At 69.0% G+C, this 18,069-nt stretch carries 15 protein-coding genes and 1 riboswitch; of the genes, 11 read left to right on the plus strand and 4 right to left on the minus strand.

Annotated elements, in window-relative coordinates; translation table 11 throughout:
- Positions 1-7: 7 nt before the first annotated feature.
- Positions 8-1,303 (minus strand): MFS transporter, encoded by a 1,296-nt coding sequence (locus HWX62_RS09915; protein WP_175929705.1) that lies wholly within the window; start codon positions 1,301-1,303, stop codon positions 8-10.
- 1,053 nt (positions 1,304-2,356) lie between these two features.
- Between HWX62_RS09915 and HWX62_RS33035 the strand changes: the two genes are divergently transcribed.
- Positions 2,357-2,638 carry a hypothetical protein gene (locus tag HWX62_RS33035; protein WP_244136005.1) on the plus strand — a complete coding sequence of 94 codons (282 nt, stop codon included), beginning with the start codon at positions 2,357-2,359 and terminating at the stop codon, positions 2,636-2,638.
- 78 nt (positions 2,639-2,716) lie between these two features.
- Here HWX62_RS33035 and HWX62_RS09925 read toward each other — a convergent pair whose 3' ends face one another.
- Complete coding sequence (locus HWX62_RS09925; protein ID WP_175929707.1) at positions 2,717-3,415, minus strand: DUF2968 domain-containing protein; 699 nt, start codon at positions 3,413-3,415, stop codon at positions 2,717-2,719.
- Between the two features lie 115 nt (positions 3,416-3,530).
- A complete protein-coding gene (locus HWX62_RS09930; RefSeq protein WP_175929708.1) occupies positions 3,531-4,721 on the minus strand; it encodes a type 1 glutamine amidotransferase in 1,191 nt (396 codons plus the stop codon).
- A 279-nt stretch (positions 4,722-5,000) separates the two neighbouring features.
- Here HWX62_RS09930 and HWX62_RS09935 point away from each other — a divergent pair, with 279 nt between their 5' ends.
- The 8 genes from HWX62_RS09935 (at position 5,001) to HWX62_RS09970 (ending at position 13,004) form a co-directional block, all read left to right on the plus strand.
- A complete protein-coding gene (locus HWX62_RS09935) occupies positions 5,001-5,681 on the plus strand; it encodes a GntR family transcriptional regulator (protein ID WP_175929709.1) in 681 nt (226 codons plus the stop codon).
- A gap of 6 nt (positions 5,682-5,687) precedes the next feature.
- Complete coding sequence (locus tag HWX62_RS09940) at positions 5,688-7,064, plus strand: amidase (RefSeq protein ID WP_175929710.1); 1,377 nt, start codon at positions 5,688-5,690, stop codon at positions 7,062-7,064.
- A gap of 146 nt (positions 7,065-7,210) precedes the next feature.
- Positions 7,211-7,723: a disulfide bond formation protein B gene (locus tag HWX62_RS09945; RefSeq protein ID WP_175929711.1), complete on the plus strand. Its 513-nt coding sequence runs from the start codon at positions 7,211-7,213 to the stop codon at positions 7,721-7,723.
- 624 nt (positions 7,724-8,347) lie between these two features.
- Positions 8,348-9,352: a xanthine dehydrogenase accessory protein XdhC gene (gene xdhC / locus HWX62_RS09950; RefSeq protein ID WP_175929712.1), complete on the plus strand. Its 1,005-nt coding sequence runs from the start codon at positions 8,348-8,350 to the stop codon at positions 9,350-9,352.
- A gap of 18 nt (positions 9,353-9,370) precedes the next feature.
- A complete protein-coding gene (locus HWX62_RS09955; RefSeq protein WP_175929713.1) occupies positions 9,371-10,396 on the plus strand; it encodes an adenosine deaminase in 1,026 nt (341 codons plus the stop codon).
- Positions 10,397-10,423: 27 nt separating this feature from the next.
- Positions 10,424-10,771, plus strand: coding sequence for a hypothetical protein (locus HWX62_RS09960; protein WP_175929714.1), 348 nt, complete (start codon positions 10,424-10,426; stop codon positions 10,769-10,771).
- Positions 10,768-12,087, plus strand: a complete 1,320-nt coding sequence (guaD, locus tag HWX62_RS09965; RefSeq protein WP_175929715.1) for a guanine deaminase — start codon at positions 10,768-10,770, stop codon at positions 12,085-12,087. The genes HWX62_RS09960 and guaD overlap by 4 nt, the downstream gene beginning before the upstream one ends.
- A 128-nt stretch (positions 12,088-12,215) precedes the next feature.
- Positions 12,216-12,353, plus strand: a riboswitch (yybP-ykoY riboswitch).
- Between the two features lie 78 nt (positions 12,354-12,431).
- A complete protein-coding gene (locus tag HWX62_RS09970; protein WP_126360255.1) occupies positions 12,432-13,004 on the plus strand; it encodes a TMEM165/GDT1 family protein in 573 nt (190 codons plus the stop codon).
- Positions 13,005-13,058: 54 nt separating this feature from the next.
- On the opposite strand, the gene HWX62_RS09975 is transcribed toward HWX62_RS09970, so the two are convergent.
- A complete protein-coding gene (locus HWX62_RS09975; protein ID WP_175929716.1) occupies positions 13,059-13,769 on the minus strand; it encodes a DUF4136 domain-containing protein in 711 nt (236 codons plus the stop codon).
- Between the two features lie 188 nt (positions 13,770-13,957).
- Between HWX62_RS09975 and pepN the strand changes: the two genes are divergently transcribed.
- On the plus strand, positions 13,958-16,651 hold the full coding sequence (gene pepN / locus HWX62_RS09980; protein WP_175929717.1) for an aminopeptidase N: 2,694 nt from the start codon (positions 13,958-13,960) through the stop codon (positions 16,649-16,651).
- 279 nt (positions 16,652-16,930) lie between these two features.
- Entirely contained in the window at positions 16,931-17,944 is a 1,014-nt protein-coding gene (locus tag HWX62_RS09985; RefSeq protein WP_175929718.1) for a class 1 fructose-bisphosphatase, read from the plus strand.
- The last annotated feature ends 125 nt before the right edge of the window (positions 17,945-18,069 follow it).

An 18,069-nucleotide genomic window follows, 5' to 3' on the forward strand; every position in this document is an offset into this window, starting at 1 on the left:
GTCGCCGTCAGGCCGACTTGTACTGGTTGCGCGCGTCGGCCGTGCGGTACAGCACGAGCGTCGCGATCAGGCCGCAGATCGCGGCCACGCTCAACCACAGTCCCGGCGCCGCCTTGTTGCCCGTCTGGTGGATCAGCAGCGTCGAGATCGCCGGCGTGAACCCGCCGATCGTCGTTGCGAGGCTGTAGGCAAGCGAGAAGCCGGCCGTACGCACGTCGGCCGGCATCACTTCGGTGAGCGCGACGACCATCGCCCCGTTGTAGGACGCGTACAGGAACGACAGCCACAGCTCGACCGCGAGCAGGCGCAGGAACGACGGATCGCCGACGAGCCACTGCACGGCCGGGTAAGCCGACACCAGCGTCAGCACGGTGAACGCGATCAGGACCGGGCGGCGGCCGACGCGGTCGGACAGCGCCCCGGACAGCGGCAGCCACACGAGATTCGAGATTCCGACGCAGACGGTCACGACGAGCGCGTCGAGCGATGACAGGTGCAGCACTTCCTTGCCGAAGGTCGGCGTATAAGCGGTAATCATGTAGAACGACACCGTCGTCATGATCACCATCCCCATGCCGGCCACCACGACGCCCCAGTTGTCGAGCATCGAACGCATGATCTCGCCCATCGTCGGACGGTGACGCTTCGCAAGGAATTCGTCGGTCTCCTTCAGCGACCGGCGGATCAGGAACAGGAACGGCACGATCAGGCAGCCGATCAGAAACGGAATGCGCCAGCCCCACGTGGTCATTTCCTCGGCCGGCAGCGCGCGGTTCAGCACGACACCGACGAACGCGGCGAACACGACGGCCACCTGCTGGCTGCCCGACTGCCACGACGTATAGAACCCCTTGTGCCCCTTCGTCGCGATCTCCGACAGATAGACCGACACGCCGCCGAGCTCGACGCCCGCCGAGAAGCCCTGCAGCAGCCGGCCGAGCAGCACGAGCACCGGCGCGAGCACGCCGATCGTCGCATAGCCCGGGATCGCGGCCACCGTGAGCGTGCCGATCGCCATCAACCCAAGCGTCAGGATCAGCCCCTTGCGGCGGCCGTGATGGTCGATGTACGCGCCGAGCACGATCGCGCCGACCGGCCGCATCAGGAAGCCCGCGCCGAATACCGACAGCGACAGCATCAGCGACGCGAACGCGTTGCCGCTCGGAAAGTACGTTTTCGCGATGGCCGACGCGTAATACCCGTAGACCATGAAATCGTACATTTCCAGGAAGTTGCCGCTGACGACCCGGAAGACGGTGCGGACTTTCGATTCCTGCGCGATGGCAGGGGACGCTGTAGACATGTTTTCTCGCTCAGCTGGATGGCGCGAATACCGCACCCCATGAATCCGACGATGCGCGACGCACACGGTGGGCCCGCGCGCCCGGGCATCGCTGCCCGCCGGTGGCGCGACGCGCAACGACACGCCGCCGGCATGATTCGCGAATCATGCCACGCCAGGCCGACATTTGCCTTGTAGTGCCCCGGCCACGGCCGTCGCGGCATCCGTCTCGTACAAGTCGCCCCTAAACGGACACAAGAATCAGATTGATCTGATCGACCTGCCTTCGCCGGCTGACCACAATGTCACGTTGCGACGACATTTCCGCGCCGCACCGGCACGGTCGCCCGTGTCGCGCGGCACACCCCTTTCATGACCCCATCGCCCCTTGTCCCGGTCGAAGGCGCGCTCGCCTGCCCTCGCATCCACCCGCTCGATGACGTCCCGCCGTTCGGTCGCGAATGGCGATTCCCCGATGCTTCCGACGCACGGCCCGGCAGGAACTGCGTCGCGACGCTGACGACGTCCTGCATCGATGTCGACCGGCCGCACCGCGCGTGCCAATGGAAGCCGTGGCCCGCGGCAACATCGGCGCCCGCTCCGATCGGTACGCCCGTCGCGCCGGCTGCGGTCGCCGCCGGACGCTGGCGCCCCCCGGCGCGCCGCCGTCGCGACCGGCGCGCGACGTATGCCGCCTGCTGGAGCATCGGCGCACTCGGCGTCATCGGCTGGCTGATCGGCACGTACGAGCCACCTCCGGGGTTCGGTTCCGCGGATGCGATTCAAGCGGCCGGCGGTGCGCCCGATCACGTCACGAGATCGGCTGGCACCATCCATGTCGCCGCGGCTCGACCGGGTGCGTTGACGGGTGCGCTGACGCGCGCCATCCCGCAGCGCGACGTGGCGACGCCTGTCGCAAGCACGAGCGAGCCGCCACCCGCCACGCACCGCGTCGCGCTTCGCCCGGCACCGCTTCATCCGCAAGCGACGGCCGACGTACGGCACGGCGTCCCTGCCTCGCCACGTCGGGCAACCGACCGGCGCACGACGGAGGCGCCGCCCCGCACCCAGGTCGTGCCACGGCTCGCGACACATCCGCCGATCGTGCATGCGCCGCGCCCGCGCGGCGCGACCGACATCGACGCTCACGAGCGGTCCGGCCAGCCGCCGCGCATGGCGGATACGCGCGATACGCGCGACTCGCTCGACGATCCGGCCACGCTGATCGCCATGGCGAACGCGCTGCGCGCCACGCAGCCGGCTCGCCCGGCGCACCCGGGCGCGGCCGGCTTCGACTGGACGTCGCAACTGTCGCACCGCCGCGTGACCGACGTGCCGGACGCGTTCGCGCACTGACCGCCGCGCAATAAAAAACCCGGCGAAGGTCGCTTCGCCGGGTTTTCGCTCGTCCCGCTCCGTCCGTTCGACGAATCGTTACTTGTGCACGGGCAGCCCCGTCTCGGTCTGCCGCTCGAGCTGCCGCACCTGCTCCTGCAGATCGCGCAACTGCAACTGCGCCGCCCGCTTCTCGACCTGCAGCGCCTGGGCCTGCTCCTGCGCCGACTTTTGCCGCTGCGCGACTTCGGCCTGCTGGCTGCGCGCGACACTGAGGTCGGCCTGCAACTGCTGCGCACGATTCGCCTGCAGCGCGATCACGCGTTCGAGAAATGCCTTCTGTGCCTGCAACTCGGTCCGGCGGATCTCGATATCGGCAAGCTGGGCGGTCTGCTGGACGAAATTCGCGTACACCATCTCCGCGCGATTCTTTTCCTGCGAACGGATCACGCGCCACAGGTTCTTGTCCTGGAACAGCGCGACGTAATACGTCATCTCGCGCGGATCGAACATCAGGCTTGCGCCGTAGCTCCCGTTGTACGTCGTACGCATCTCGACGATCCGGCCGTCGTGCAGCATCTGCGTCAGCTCGGCGACGTTGCCTTGCGCGGCCGCGTCGGACGCGACCGCGGCCGATGCCGCCGGCGACCCGCCGCCGCTCAAGCTCGTGACCGCCGGACGCGTACCGGCGACAGGTGCGGTCGCATCGGCGGACCAGGCCGCGCCTGCGTGCGCGCAGGCAGCCAGCGCAACGATCCACGTTGCGCGTCGTGCAGGGAAGAAATTTCGGAAAGCCAACGTCACACTCCGGCGAACGAATCGGAACACGCGATTATCGTTCAAAACGAAACGGCCGCATCTCGAATTTGTCGGGATGCGGCCGGCCTTCGCCCAACGCGGAAAATACGGCGTGCTACAGGCGCGTTTCGCGCGCCGCACGCAGGAATGCATCGAGCAGCGGCGTGCAGTCGAGCAGCTCCGCGCCGCCCGCGCGATGGAACTCCGGATGCCACTGCACGCCGACGACGAACGGCGAACGCCGATGGCGAATGCCTTCGATGATCCCGTCGCCGGCCGACACGGCCTCGATGTTCAGATCGCGGCCGAGATCGCGGATCGCCTGGTGGTGAATCGAGTTGACGATCGCTTCGCTGCGCCCCGGGAACATGCTCGCGAGCGTCGACGAGTCGGGAAAGCGGATCGCGTGACGATGCTGGTCGTAATGCTCGCTCACGTGCGCATTCGCGGTCGGCACGTCGGTCGCGATGTCCTGGTACAGCGAGCCGCCGAACGCGACGTTGATCAGCTGGCAGCCGCGACACACGCCGAGCACCGGTTTGCCGGACTCGATGAATTCGTGCAGCAGCTCGAGCTCGTACATGTCGCGCACGCGATCGCCCGGCCATTCGGGACGCGCATCCGACGCCGCGTAGGTTTGCGGCGACACGTCGGCGCCGCCTTGCAGCAGCAGCCCGTCGAGATGCTTCGCGTAATCGCGCAGGCGGATATTGCTCGGATGGATCATGCCCTGATGCCCGACGGTCGGAATCATGAACACGAGCACGTCGCGCGACATCACCCAGTGCGCGATCGATTCCTCGAGATATTGCAGCGTCTTGCCGCGCAGCCCCTTCGCGCCCGGCTCCGGATGGAAGATCCGCGCCGAGACGCCGATGCGCAGCGTGCGCTGCGTGATGCGCTGGCCGGCGCGGTCGAACAGCCGCCGCGCGCGCGCCGCGACGATCCGGCCGAACACCGACCACGGCGTGTCGCTCTGCTTCAGGTAGGCCGGCGGCGCATTCTGCGCGTTCGCGGGCGGCGGTCGCGGCGTGTCGAAATCGGGCTGCGCGCCGAAGCCGGGCGGCGGCGCACCCGGCTTCGGCGGCGCGGCCACGTCGGCACCACCGGCAACAGCGCCTGCCGCACCGGGCGCCCCCGGCTCGGATGCGGCCGTGACGGGCGATGCGCCGTCATCGGCGACGTTCTGCGCGGCGGCCTGCTTGGCCGGCGCATCGGGCGTTTTCGCCGGATCGGGACGGGGGGAATCGGAAGAAGCGGAAGAGGTGCCGGGCAGACCGGCCGGGGAAGGCGTGTTTTCGCTCATGACGATGGTCTGGTACGTCGCTCGCGCGTATGGATAGACGAGGATTCATTATGCTTGAGTGCACGATCGCGCGGTAAACCTGCAACATCCTGTCGATATTGTTGCAGGCCGGTGGCAAGTCGCGGCGCGGCGCGGTTCGGCTCATGCGCCGGCATCGGCCCCCTCGCGTTGGTCACGCTGGACATCGGTGATATATCACAATAATATCCAGCGATCGCCACGCTTCCCGAGCATCCGCGCCGTGATCGCGCCCCTTCCGGCCCCCGTGCCGCAACCCCTATGAGTACCTTGTCCGACGTCACCCGCGACCGCCCTGCCGCATCGCCGGCCAGCCTCGCCGATCGCGCGTACGCGCTGATCCAGCGCGACATCATCACGATGCGCCTGAAGCCGGGCGCCGCGCTCAACGAAGCCGACCTCGTCGCGCGCACGGGAATCGGCCGCACGCCGGTGCACCAGGCCGTGCATCGGCTCGTGCTCGAAGGGCTGCTGTCCGTGATGCCGCGCAAGGGCTTGATGGTGCAGCCGCTGTCGCTCGACGACATCGTCGCGGTGATCGACGTGCGGCGCATCAACGAAGCGCACTGCGCCGAACTCACCGCGCGCCATGCGACGCCCGACGATCTCGCGCGCCTGGCCGCGCTGCTCGACGACGGGCAGGCCTGCGTCGACACGCACGACGTCGAGGGCATGATGGAACTCGACCGTGCGTTTCATCAGACGATCGCCGCGGCCGCGCGCAACGCGGTGCTCGCCGACATCCTGCGCGCGCTGCACGAGCGCTCGCTGCGCTTCTGGTTCGTCACGCTGTCCGAACCGCATCATCTCGCCGATGTCCAGCACGAACATCGCGCGCTGTTCGACCGGCTGTCCGCACGCGACGCCGCCGGCGCGCGCGCGGCCGTCGAAAGCCATATCGATTCGTTCCGCTCCACGCTTGTTCAACATCTTCGCCCCTGAGCCGCCATGACCACCTTCACGCCGTTCCCCCCGCTCGCCCAGCTCGCCGCCGACCTCGCCGCCGGCCGGACCACGAGCCGCGCGCTCGTCGACACCGCGCTCGACCGGATCGCCGATCCGTCGGGCCAGGGCGCCGTCGTCTTCACCGAAGTCGATGCCGACAACGCACGCGCGGCCGCCGACGCGCACGACCGGCTGCGCGCCGCGGGCACCGTGCTGTCGCCGCTCGCGGGCATTCCCGTGTCGGTCAAGGACCTGTTCGACGTCGCGGGCCAGGTCACGCGCGCGGGGTCGCGCGTGCTCGACGGCGCGCCGGCCGCGCGCACCGATGCGGTCGCCGTCGCGCGGCTCAAGCGCGCAGGCGCGGTGCTGGTCGGTCGCACCAACATGAGCGAGTTCGCGTTCTCGGGGCTGGGGCTGAATCCGCACTTCGGCAACCCGCGCTCGCCGTACCGCCGCGACGTGCCGGGCGACGCACGGATTTCGGGCGGCTCGTCGTCGGGGGCGGCCGCGTCGGTCGCCGACGGGATGGCCGCCGTCGCGCTCGGCACCGACACCGGCGGCTCGATCCGCATTCCGGCCGCGCTGTGCGGGCTGACGGGCTTCAAGCCGACCGCGAGCCGGATCCCGACGCAAGGCGGCGTGCCGCTGTCGACGACGCTCGACTCGTTCGGCCCGATCGGCCTGACGGTCGCGTGCTGCGCGCTCGTCGACCGGATGCTGGCGGGGCTGGAGCCGCACGTGCCGGCTGCCCGCCCGCTCGAAGGCGTACGGCTCGGCGTGCTGACGAACTACGTGACGGACGGCGTCGATGCGGACGTCGCCGCCGCGCTCGACACCGCACTCAAGCATCTCGAAGCCGCCGGCGCGATCGTCACCGAAGTACGCTTTCCCGCGCTCGACCGGCTGCCGGAGATCAACCGTTTCGGCTTCTCGCCGATCGAGGCGTACGCGTGGCATCGCCCGCTGCTCGCCACGCATCGCGACCAGTACGACCCGCGCGTGCTGACGCGAATCCTGAAGGGCGAGCCCGCGACCGCGGCCGACTATCTGGACCTGCTCGCCGCACGCGCCGCGATGCTCGACGAAGCCGCGCACACGGTCTGGTCGCGCTTCGACGCGCTCGTCGCGCCGACGGTGCCGGTCGTGCCGCCGCGCATCGCCGAACTCGAAACGGACGACGACGCGTTCACGCGCACCAACGCGCTGATCCTGCGCAACCCGAGCGCGTTCAACTTCCTCGATGCGTGCGGGCTGTCGCTGCCGTGTCATCCGCGCGACGCGGCACCGGTCGGCCTGATGCTCGCGGCGGCGCCGCATCGCGACGACGCGCTGCTTGCGATCGGCCAGTCGGTCGAGGCCGTGCTGAACACGATCCGCTGACCGCAACGGCCGATCGCAAGCCGAGCGGCGGCGGCCCGCGCACGTGCGGCAGGGTGCCGCACGCGGACTGTCAGTTTCGTGCCAGATCATTCGCGCTAAAATCGCGCGATTGTTTTCCGGACCGACCGACGAGGAACCCCGCCGACATGAACGACCACACGCTTGCACTACGCCGCGAACGCCGCCTGCTGATGCTGCTCGGATGGGTGTGCATCGCCCTGCTGGCCGGCGCGCTGTACCTGCAGTACGTGAAGAACGAAGACCCGTGCCCGCTGTGCATCATCCAGCGCTACTTCTTCTGCGCGATCGGGATCTTCGCGTTCCTGGCCGCCGGGATCCGCAACTGGCGCGGCGTCTGGGTGCTCGAGCTGCTGATCGCGATCGCCGCGGCCGGCGGTGTCGGCACGGCCGCGCGGCACCTGTCGATCCAGATGAATCCGGGCTTCAGTTGCGGCTTCGACACGCTGCAGCCGATCGTCGACAGCCTGCCGCCCGCGCAGTGGTTCCCCGGCATGTTCAAGGTCGCCGGGCTGTGCGAAACCGTCTACCCGCCGATCTTCGGCATCCTGCTGCCCGGCTGGGCGCTGATCGGCTTCGCCGTGATCCTGGTCGCGGTCGTCGCGAGCCTCTGGCGCCATCGCCGCAAGCTCGCGAGCTGAGCGGCCGGCGGCGGTGCCGGCCCATGGCCCGCGACCCGACCGAACGGATCGCGCGCGGCCGGCCGGTCGTCACCCGGCCGCGGCCGACGCCCGCGCGGGCCCTGCCCGGTCGCCGCGCGTCAACCCCTACCCTGCCGCCGCCCGGGTTTCCGGCCCGGCGCGCGTCGCGCGATCTCCGCGCCCCCGCCCCGCCCCACGTGCGTTTCGGCCCGATGTGCATGTATCGGCGCCCCGATCCCGCGCGGCGGGCCTATGATCGACATGATCGCCGCCTGATAGCGCGGATCACTGCCCGGCCATGTTCCCGCCGCGTGGCAGTGCTATCTTCGGAGCTGGATGGCGATCTACGTGCGCGAGGCCGGGCGGTCTCACCGCTTGCTGCGTAACGCGCGCCCGATCCGCAATGTCGACTGGATTCATCATGACAACGCAAACCATCCGCATCCATCACCCTCATGGCGTCCGCGCGTCCGGCGGCGCCGTCCGCGCACGCCGTCAGTGCACGGCCGCCGCACGGCATCGGCCGTGCCGCCGGTCTGCCGCGCCTCCGTCCGTCCTCGTTGCCGCCGCGCCCGCCAGCCCGCGCCGCGCGTCGCGCCGCATCGTCCCGAACGGAGCGTGCTGATGGAAACCTGGCTCGGCGATCTGCAGCAACTGCTCGCGCACGGCGAAGCGGCCGTGCTCGTGACGGTCGCGCACACCGACGGCTCCGCACCGCGCGAAGCCGGCACCAAGATGCTCGTCACGCGCGACACGGCGCGCCATACGATCGGCGGCGGTCATCTGGAATGGAAGGCGATCGAGATCGCGCGGCACCTGCTGAAGGACGGCGCGCACGTGCCGCACGCACGCCGGCTCGAGCGGCTCGCGCTCGGCCCGAGCCTCGGCCAGTGCTGCGGCGGCGCCGTGGTGCTCGCGTTCGAGCGGCTCGACGTCGGCGACCTCGGCTGGATCATGTCGCTCGCGAAGCGCGTCGCGGCCGGCGCCGCGACCGTGCGTAGCGTATCATTCGGCCCCTCGCCGGGCGCGCCGCTGTTGAGCGAGCCCGAATCGGAAGCCGCGCGTGCCGACTGCCTGCTGTGGGAAACCGGCGGCGTCTCGCTGATGACCGAAACGATCGCGCCGTATGCGTTCCCCGTCGTGCTGTTCGGCGCCGGGCACATCGGCACCGCGCTCGTGAAGGTACTGGCGACGCTGCCGTGCCGCGTGCGCTGGATCGACCGGCCCGATGCGGCGTTCCCGCCGGCCGACGCGCTCGCCGGCATCGGCAACCTCGCGATCGACGCGACCGCTGCCCCGGCCGATGCGGTCGACGCGGCGCCGCCGCAGTCCTACTTCGTCGTGATGACGCACGACCACGCACTCGATTTCGTGCTGGCCGAGCGCATCCTGCGACGCGGCGACTATGCATACTTCGGGATGACCGGCTCGCGCACGAAACGCATGCAGTTCGATCACCGGCTCGCCGCGATCGGCATCGACCCGGCCCAGGTCGCGCGGATGCGCTGCCCGATCGGTGTCGAAGGCATCGTCGACAAGGCGCCCGAAGTGATCGCGATCTCGGTGGCCGCACAGTTGCTGCAGGCCGTCGAGGCGAACGCGTCCGCGCAGGCTTCCCCTACCCACTGACCGACCAAGAACGACGCCATGACCCCGACATTCAAGGACAAGATTGCCCGCGCGCCGAAAGCGGAGCTGCACATCCATATCGAAGGCTCGCTCGAGCCCGAACTGATCTTCGCGCTCGCGCAGCGCAACGGCGTGAAGCTCGCGTACGACTCGATCGATGCGCTGCGCGCCGCGTACGCGTTCACCGATCTGCAGTCGTTCCTCGACATCTACTACGCCGGCGCGAGCGTGCTGCTCACCGAGCAGGATTTCTACGACATGACGGCCGCGTACTGCGAACGCGCGCTCGCCGACAACGTCGTCCACACCGAACTGTTCTTCGACCCTCAGACCCACACCGAGCGCGGCGTGCCGATCGAGACGGTCGTCGCGGGCATCGAGCGCGCGCTCGCCGATGCCGAACGCCGCGGGCTGTCGAGCAAGCTGATCCTGTGCTTCCTGCGCCACCTGTCCGAAGAGGACGCGCTCGCGACATTCGAATCCGCGTTGCCGCTGTTCGAACGCTATCGTCATCGCCTGATCGGCGTGGGCCTCGATTCGTCCGAGCTCGGCCATCCGCCGAAGAAGTTCGCCCGCGTGTTCGACAAGGCGCGCGCGCTCGGGCTGAAGCTCGTCGCGCACGCCGGCGAGGAAGGCCCGCCCGCCTACATCTACGAAGCGCTCGACGTGCTGAAGGTCGACCGGATCGACCACGGCGTGCGCAGCATCGAGGACGCCGCGCTCGTCGAGCGCCTCGCGAAAACACGCACGGCGCTCACCGTGTGCCCGCTGTCGAACCTGAAGCTGTGCGTGTTCGACGACATGACGAAGCACACGCTGAAGGCGCTGCTCGACCGCGGCGTCGCGGTGACGATCAACTCCGACGATCCCGCCTATTTCGGCGGCTACGTCAATGAAAACTACTTCGCGACGGCCGAAGGGCTGCAACTCACGGATGCCGAAGTCCATGCGGTGATCCGCAACGGCTTCGAGGCGTCGTTCATCGAACCGGCGCAGCGCGACGCACTGTACGCGCGCCTCGACGCGTACTGGCAGGCCGCGTGACGGCCCGCATCGAGGAACGCTAGACAGATGAGACACGGCAACGGCATCCGCTTCGCGATCACCGGTCCGGCCTTGCGCCGGGCCGGCCGCCTGCGTGCAAGCCGGGCGACGGCGCGGCGCAGCGCCGTCCGCGCACGCGGGCCGTCGCCGCTTGCCGTGCCGTTCGCCGCCGCACCGGATGCGGGTGCAACGGCCGCAAGGTGCGCGGGCAACCACGCGCCGGCGGCTTCGGCCGCCACGTTCGCCCGCGCCATCGCCTTCGGCCGTGCCGCACGCCGCGTGCCGCCGCCGCTCGCGAAGCACCGTCCCGCCCTCGTGCGGCGTCGATCGCTTTCTTCTGTTCGCCTTACCTTGATGCAGGATTCTTCGTCATGACGCAAACCGCTTTCCGTTCCCAACTGCTGACCTTCAACGGCGATCCGGCGCAATCGAGCCAGGCCGCGAATTACGAGACCGACGGGCTCCTGATCGTCGACGACGGCAAGGTCGTCGCGGCCGGCCCGCATGCACAGCTCGCCGCGACGCTCGCACGCGATGCGGTGGTTCACGACCTGCGCGACAAGCTGATCGTGCCCGGCTTCATCGACACGCACATCCACTATCCGCAGACGGACATGATCGCGTCGCCGGCGCCGGGCCTGCTGCCGTGGCTCGACAAGTACACGTTCCCGACCGAGCGCCGGTTCGGCGACCCCGGGCATGCGCGCGAAGTCGCCGACTTCTTCGTCGACGAACTGCTCGCGTGCGGCACGACGAGCGCGCTCGTCTACTGCACGGTGCACAAGCAATCGGCCGATGCGCTGTTCGCGGCCAGCGACGCGCGCGACCTGCGGATGATCGCCGGCAAGGTGCTGATGGACCGCAACTGCCCCGAATTCCTGCGCGACACCGCGCAGTCGGGCTATGACGACAGCGCCGAGCTGATCGGCCGCTGGCACGGCAAGGGCCGCCAGATGTACGCGCTCACGCCGCGCTTCGCGCCGACGTCGACCGAGGCGCAGCTCGAGGCGTGCGGCGAACTCGCGCGCCGCCATCCGGACGTGTTCGTGCAAAGCCACGTCGCGGAAAACGTCGACGAAGTGAAATGGGCCGCCGAGCTGTTCCCCGGCCATCGCAGCTATCTCGACATCTACGACCGCTACGGGCTGCTGCGTCCGCGCGCGGTGTACGGCCACTGCATCCATCTCGACGACGAGGATCGCCGCCGGATGGCCGACACGCGCACCGTCGTCGCACACTGCCCGACGTCGAACTTCTTCCTCGGCAGCGGGCTGTTCGATTTCGACAAGGCCGGCGAATACGACGTGCCCGTCACGCTCGCGACCGACGTCGGCGGCGGTACGTCGTTCTCGATGCTGCAGACGATGAACGAGGCGCACAAGGTCGCGCGGCTGTCGGGCCACCACCTGAGCGCCACGCGGATGTTCTGGCTCGCGACGGCCGGCGCCGCGCAGGCGCTCGACCTCGCCGACACGGTCGGCACGCTCGCGCCGCGCACCGAAGCCGACTTCGTCGTGCTCGATCCGCAGGCGACGCCGCTGCTCGCGCGCCGCACGGCGCGCGCGGATTCGCTCGAGGAACTGCTGTTCGCGTTCGCGCTGCTCGGCGACGACCGCGCGGTATGCCGCACTTACGCAGCCGGCAAACTCGTGCACGAGCGCGGCAGCGCCCGCCGCCCGGCCGCCGCGTAACGCTCGCGGGCACCCCGTTTCGGCGCGTGCGGCAGCTTCCCCGCCGTGCGTGCCGGCAATCGAACCCGCCGCGGTGCGTCTTATGGCGGCCCGGCCGCTTTCCGGCGTACGACGCACCGTGCTAGAATTCGCCGCTCATTGGGGAGTAGCCGCTCCGCTCGATGTCCCGCGCCCCCGGCGCGCATCGTGACGGAGGCGTCCGTCAACAGACTTGGCCGTTCGGCCATGGCGGACGCAGCCACGTTGGCCTGGCGAGACCGATGGTTCACTGCGCGCCGCATCAGGGCCCGGCGCGCGGCGGATCGTCGCTCGCACGCACAACAACGGCCCGTGGAACCCCATTCGTGTCTCAAGCCTTCCTGATCTCCACCGGCGCCGTCGCCCTCGCTGAAATCGGCGACAAGACCCAACTGCTTTCCCTCGTTCTGGCCGCGCGCTATCGCAAGCCGGTGCCGATCATTCTCGGCGTGCTCGTCGCGACGCTCGTCAACCACGGCTTCGCAGGCGCGCTCGGCGAATGGCTCGGCGCGCTCGTCACGCCGTCGATCATGCGCTGGGCACTCGCGTTCTCGTTCATCGCGATGGGGCTGTGGATTCTCGTGCCGGACAAGCTCGACGAGGACGAAGCCAATGCGACCCGCTCGCGGCTCGGCGTGTTCGGCGCGACGCTGGTGGCGTTCTTCCTCGCGGAAATGGGCGACAAGACGCAGATCGCGACCGTCGCGCTGGCCGCGCGCTTTCAGGATTACATCGGTGTCGTGGCCGGCACGACGTTCGGGATGATGCTCGCGAACGTGCCGGCGATCCTGCTGGGCGACCGCTTCGCGCACCGCCTGCCGACGAAGCTCGTGCACGGGATCGCGGCCGTGCTGTTCGTCGTGCTCGGCGCGCTGGCGCTGCTGGGCGTCGGGGTCTGACGGAAAGGAAGGTGGCCCGGCGCGGCCGGGCGGCCGCGCCAATCGGGATACCGCTTACTTCGCGACGGCCGCGCCCGAGGCGGCTGCAGCCGGCGCCGCGCGCTCGTTGGAAGCCGGCGCCGCCGGCCCGCCGCGCTTGTCGACCGGCAGCCGGACCGTGCGGACCGCCCCGTTCGACAACGGGAAATCGGCGAGCGCGCTGCGCGCGAGGAACGGCATCGCGTACAGCAGCGTGCCGTTGTCGCCGGTCGTGCGCGCGGACACGTTGTAGACCTCCTTGCCCGTCGCGCGCTCGGTGATGCGGATGCCGAGCGTGTAGTCGAACACCTGGTACGTCTGCGCGACATAGCCGGCCGGCATCGGCCCCCAGGGGCCCCACGGACCCCAGGGACTCCACGGGCCGCCCCGCCAGTACGGCCCCGGCCCCATGAACCACGGGTCATAGTAGACCGGCTGCGGCACCGTCACCAGATCGCTGCCGACCGCATAGGTCAGCCCGACGAGATAGCGCGCCTGCGACGGCGGCACCTGCCGGAACGCATACGCGGACAGCTCGTTCGCGACGATCGGCTCGTAGGTCGACTGCTCGATGCTGTTCTTCTGTGCGTCCGTGCGCGTGAACGCATAGGTGCGCGTCGCGTCGCTGCCGCTCCAGTCGGAGAAGGCCGTGACCCGGGTAGTCACGTAGCTGGTGCAGCCGGTCAGCAGCGCGACGCACAGCGCCGCCGCCCAGCCCGCACCGCGAAAAATCCATTCGCGTTTCATGTCGATCCTCGTCGATCCGTCACCCGTTCGTCGCACCGCGCGAACCACAACGGGATGTCGATAATACGCGGACTGCCGGAAGCGGTAAAAAGTTCGCCCGGCACGCAGCCGCAAGCCTTTGTACAATGACCCGGTTCGCCTGGCCCGCGCGACGGGCCCCGTCCCCCACTCCACCGATCTCGACGACCATGTCCGACAACGCCTCCTCCACCGTGATCCGCCGCGCCGACTACACGCCGCCGGCCTTCCTCATCGATTCCGTCGCACTCGAATTCGATCTCGCGCCGGCCCGCACGATCGTCAGGAACACGATGCGCGTGCGCCGCAATCCGGATGCCGCGCCCGCGCCGCACCTGGAGCTGATGGGCGAGGCGCTCGAATTCCTCGGCGCACGGCTGGACGGCGCGCCGCACGGCGCGGTGCGCGCGCACGAGCACGGGCTGACGGTCGAGAACGTGCCCGACGCGTTCGAGCTGACGCTCGAAAGCGCATGCGCGCCCGACCAGAATACGACGCTGTCGGGCCTCTACGTGTCGAGCGGCAACTTCTTCACGCAGTGCGAGGCCGAAGGCTTTCGCCGCATCACCTACTTCCTCGACCGCCCCGACGTGATGGCGTCGTACACGGTCACGCTGCGCGCCGACAAGGCCGCTTACCCGGTGCTGCTGTCGAACGGCAACCTCGTCGATTCGGGCGACCTGCCCGACGGCCGCCACTTCGCGAAGTGGGAAGACCCGTTCCGCAAGCCGAGCTACCTGTTCGCGCTGGTCGCCGGCAAGCTCGTCGCGATCGAGGAAACGATCACGACCGGCTCCGGCAAGGAAAAGCTGCTGCAGGTGTGGGTCGAGCCGGCCGATCTCGACAAGACGCGTCACGCGATGGATTCGCTGATCCACTCGATCCGCTGGGATGAAAAGCGCTTCGGCCTCGAGCTCGATCTCGACCGCTTCATGATCGTCGCGGTCGGCGACTTCAACATGGGCGCGATGGAGAACAAGGGGCTCAACATCTTCAACACGAAGTACGTGCTCGCGAACCCCGAGACCGCGACCGACACCGATTTCGCGAACATCGAGTCGGTGGTCGGCCACGAGTACTTCCACAACTGGACCGGCAACCGCGTGACCTGCCGCGACTGGTTCCAGTTGAGCCTGAAGGAAGGCCTGACGGTATTCCGCGACCAGGAATTCTCGGCCGACATGGCCGCGGGCGACGACGTCGATTCGGCGGCCCGCGCGGTCAAGCGCATCGAGGACGTGCGCGTGCTGCGCCAGTTGCAGTTCGCCGAGGATGCCGGCCCGATGGCGCACCCGGTGCGCCCGGAGAGCTACGTCGAGATCAACAACTTCTACACGATGACCGTCTACGAGAAGGGCTCGGAAGTCGTGCGGATGTACCAGACGCTGTTCGGCCGCGACGGCTTCCGCAAGGGGATGGACCTCTACTTCAAGCGCCACGACGGCCACGCGGTGACTTGCGACGACTTCCGTCATGCGATGGCCGACGCGAACGGGCGCGACCTCGCGCAGTTCGAGCGCTGGTACAGCCAGGCCGGCACGCCGCGCGTGTCGGTGCGCACCGCGTACGACGCGGCCGCGCGCCGCTATACGGTCACCCTCGCGCAAGGCTACGGCGACGCGTCGCCGGCCGCGCGCGAGACGCAGCAAGGGCCGCTGCTGATCCCGTTCGCGATCGGCCTCATCGGCCGCGACGGCCGCGACCTGCCGCTGCGTCTCGACGGCGAAGCCGCCTCATCGGGCACGACGCGCGTGCTCGAGTTCACTGAAACCGAGCAGACCTTCACGTTCGTCGACGTGCCGCAAGCGCCGCTGCCGTCGCTGCTGCGCAACTTCTCGTCGCCGGTGATCGTCGAGTACGACTACAGCGACGACGATCTCGCGTTCCTGCTCGCGCACGACAGCGACCCGTTCAACCGCTGGGAGGCCGGCCAGCGCCTCGCGACGCGCGCGCTGCTGACGCTCGCTTCGCGCGCTGCCGCGAACGAGCCGCTCACGCTCGGCGAGAACTTCGTCGCCGCGTTCCGGCGCGTGCTGACCGATGAAAGCCTGTCGCCGGCGTTCCGCGAACTCGCGCTGACGCTGCCGTCGGAAACCTACCTCGCCGACCAGATGGCCGAGGCCGATCCGGCCGCCGTGCATCGTGCCCGGCAGTTCGTGCGCCGCCAGCTCGCGACCGCGTTGCGCGCCGACTGGCTCGCCGCGTACGAGCAGCACCAGACGCCCGGCGCCTACGCGCCGACGCCGGAAGCCTCGGGCCGCCGCGCGCTGAAGAACCTCGCGCTCGCGTATCTGGCCGAACTCGACGATCCGGCCGATGCCGTGCGCCTCGCCACGGCGCAGTACGACGCGGCGAACAACATGACCGACCGCGCAGCTGCACTTGGCGCGCTGCTGTCCGCGGCCGCCGGCGGGGCCAACGAGCCGGCCGAACAGGCACTCGACGACTTCTATCGCCGCTTCGAAAAGGAAGCGCTCGTGATCGACAAGTGGTTCGCGATGCAGGCGGCGCAACGCGGTACACCCGCGCACCCGACGCTCGCGAAGGTGCGCAGGCTGCTCGCACACCCGGCGTTCAACCTGAAGAACCCGAACCGCGCACGCTCGCTGATCTTCAGCTTCTGCGCGGCCAATCCCGCGCAATTCCACGCGGCCGACGGTTCGGGCTATGCGTTCTGGGCCGAACAGGTGCTCGCGCTCGACGCGATCAACCCGCAGGTCGCGGCGCGTCTCGCGCGCTCGCTCGAACTGTGGCGCCGCTTCACGCCGGCGCTGCGCGACCGGATGCGCGAGGCGCTCGAACAAGTCGCCGCCGGCGCGAAATCGCGCGACGTGCGCGAGATCGTCGAGAAGGCGCTCGCGTAAATCGCGCGATCGACCTGCCGCGTCTGAGCGATCGAGCCGGCGCCGCCTCACGCGGCCGCCGGCTTTTTTATTGCGCGTTCGCGGCCGAAACCGCGCCGGATCGCGGGGTCGGACCGCCCGGCCGGCCATCGCCGCGATGCGCGCCGCCCGTCACCGCCGCCGGAACCGGTCGATTCGGCGGCCCGGCCATGTAACCGGACGAAAAAAGCCGGCGGCGCCCGAGGCGCGACGGGTAAAATTGCGGCCATTCAAGGATTCTTTGGCCTTTCGGAGTCTGTCATGTCCATTGCCCGCCGCACCACGCTGTCGAAGTTCCTGATCGAACAGCAACGTGAGACCAACAACCTCCCCGCCGACCTGCGCCTGCTGATCGAAGTCGTCGCCCGCGCGTGCAAGGCGATCAGCTACAACGTGTCGAAGGGCGCGCTCGGCGATGCGCTCGGCACCGCCGGCAGCGAGAACGTCCAGGGCGAAGTGCAGAAGAAGCTCGACATCCTGTCGAACGAAATCCTGCTCGACGCGAACGAATGGGGCGGCAACCTCGCCGCGATGGCGTCGGAGGAAATGGAAACGTTCTTCCCGATCCCGGCGAACTACCCGCGCGGCGAATACCTGCTCGTGTTCGATCCGCTCGACGGCTCGTCGAACATCGACGTGAACGTGTCGATCGGCACGATCTTCTCGGTGCTGCGCTGCCCGGACGGCAAGCAGGCGACCGAAGAATCGTTCCTGCAGCCCGGCACGCAGCAGGTCGCGGCCGGCTACGCCGTCTACGGCCCGCAGACGGTGTTCGTGCTGACGACCGGCAACGGCGTGAACTGCTTCACGCTCGACCGCGAAGTCGGCTCGTGGGTGCTCACGCAGAGCAACATGCAGATCCCGGCCGACACGCGCGAATACGCGATCAACGCATCGAACGCCCGCCACTGGTACGACCCGGTCAAGCGCTACGTCGACGAGCTGAACGCCGGCAAGGACGGCCCGCGCGGCGACAACTTCAACATGCGCTGGATCGCATCGATGGTGGCCGACGTGCACCGGATCCTGAACCGCGGCGGCATCTTCATGTACCCGGCCGACAAGCGCACGCCCGATCGTCCGGGCAAGCTGCGCCTGATGTACGAAGCGAACCCGATGTCGTTCATCGTCGAACAGGCGGGTGGCGCCGCGACGACCGGCACGCAGCGCATCATGGAAGTGCAGCCGACCGGCCTGCACCAGCGCGTGCCCGTGTTCCTCGGTTCGAAGAACGAAGTGGAGCGCGTGACTCGCTATCACGGCGAAGCAAAATAATTGCACTGCAGCACTGGACGCAGGCGCGAGACCTCAGTACAATCGCGCCTTCGCGATGTGGCCCTAACGGGTTGCGTCGCAGTGAAGTGAAAGCGGAAAGTCCGCCGGATCGAGGGTTTCGCGAA

It is taken from the genome of Burkholderia sp. BCC0506, assembly GCF_902833145.1.
In the GTDB taxonomy this organism is placed as follows: domain Bacteria; phylum Pseudomonadota; class Gammaproteobacteria; order Burkholderiales; family Burkholderiaceae; genus Burkholderia.

What these genes read in the sequence shown, in the direction of transcription:
- HWX62_RS09955 (WP_175929713.1), top strand. Translation starts at nt 9,371, where the DNA reads ATGACCCCGACATTCAAGGACAAGATTGCCCGCGCGCCGAAAGCGGAG.
- HWX62_RS09975 (WP_175929716.1), bottom strand. Translation starts at nt 13,769, where the DNA reads ATGAAACGCGAATGGATTTTTCGCGGTGCGGGCTGGGCGGCGGCGCTG.
- HWX62_RS09915 (WP_175929705.1), bottom strand. Translation starts at nt 1,303, where the DNA reads ATGTCTACAGCGTCCCCTGCCATCGCGCAGGAATCGAAAGTCCGCACC.
- HWX62_RS09945 (WP_175929711.1), top strand. Translation starts at nt 7,211, where the DNA reads ATGAACGACCACACGCTTGCACTACGCCGCGAACGCCGCCTGCTGATG.
- HWX62_RS09940 (WP_175929710.1), top strand. Translation starts at nt 5,688, where the DNA reads ATGACCACCTTCACGCCGTTCCCCCCGCTCGCCCAGCTCGCCGCCGAC.
- HWX62_RS09985 (WP_175929718.1), top strand. Translation starts at nt 16,931, where the DNA reads ATGTCCATTGCCCGCCGCACCACGCTGTCGAAGTTCCTGATCGAACAG.
- HWX62_RS09930 (WP_175929708.1), bottom strand. Translation starts at nt 4,721, where the DNA reads ATGAGCGAAAACACGCCTTCCCCGGCCGGTCTGCCCGGCACCTCTTCC.
- pepN (WP_175929717.1), top strand. Translation starts at nt 13,958, where the DNA reads ATGTCCGACAACGCCTCCTCCACCGTGATCCGCCGCGCCGACTACACG.
- xdhC (WP_175929712.1), top strand. Translation starts at nt 8,348, where the DNA reads ATGGAAACCTGGCTCGGCGATCTGCAGCAACTGCTCGCGCACGGCGAA.
- HWX62_RS09960 (WP_175929714.1), top strand. Translation starts at nt 10,424, where the DNA reads ATGAGACACGGCAACGGCATCCGCTTCGCGATCACCGGTCCGGCCTTG.
- guaD (WP_175929715.1), top strand. Translation starts at nt 10,768, where the DNA reads ATGACGCAAACCGCTTTCCGTTCCCAACTGCTGACCTTCAACGGCGAT.
- HWX62_RS09935 (WP_175929709.1), top strand. Translation starts at nt 5,001, where the DNA reads ATGAGTACCTTGTCCGACGTCACCCGCGACCGCCCTGCCGCATCGCCG.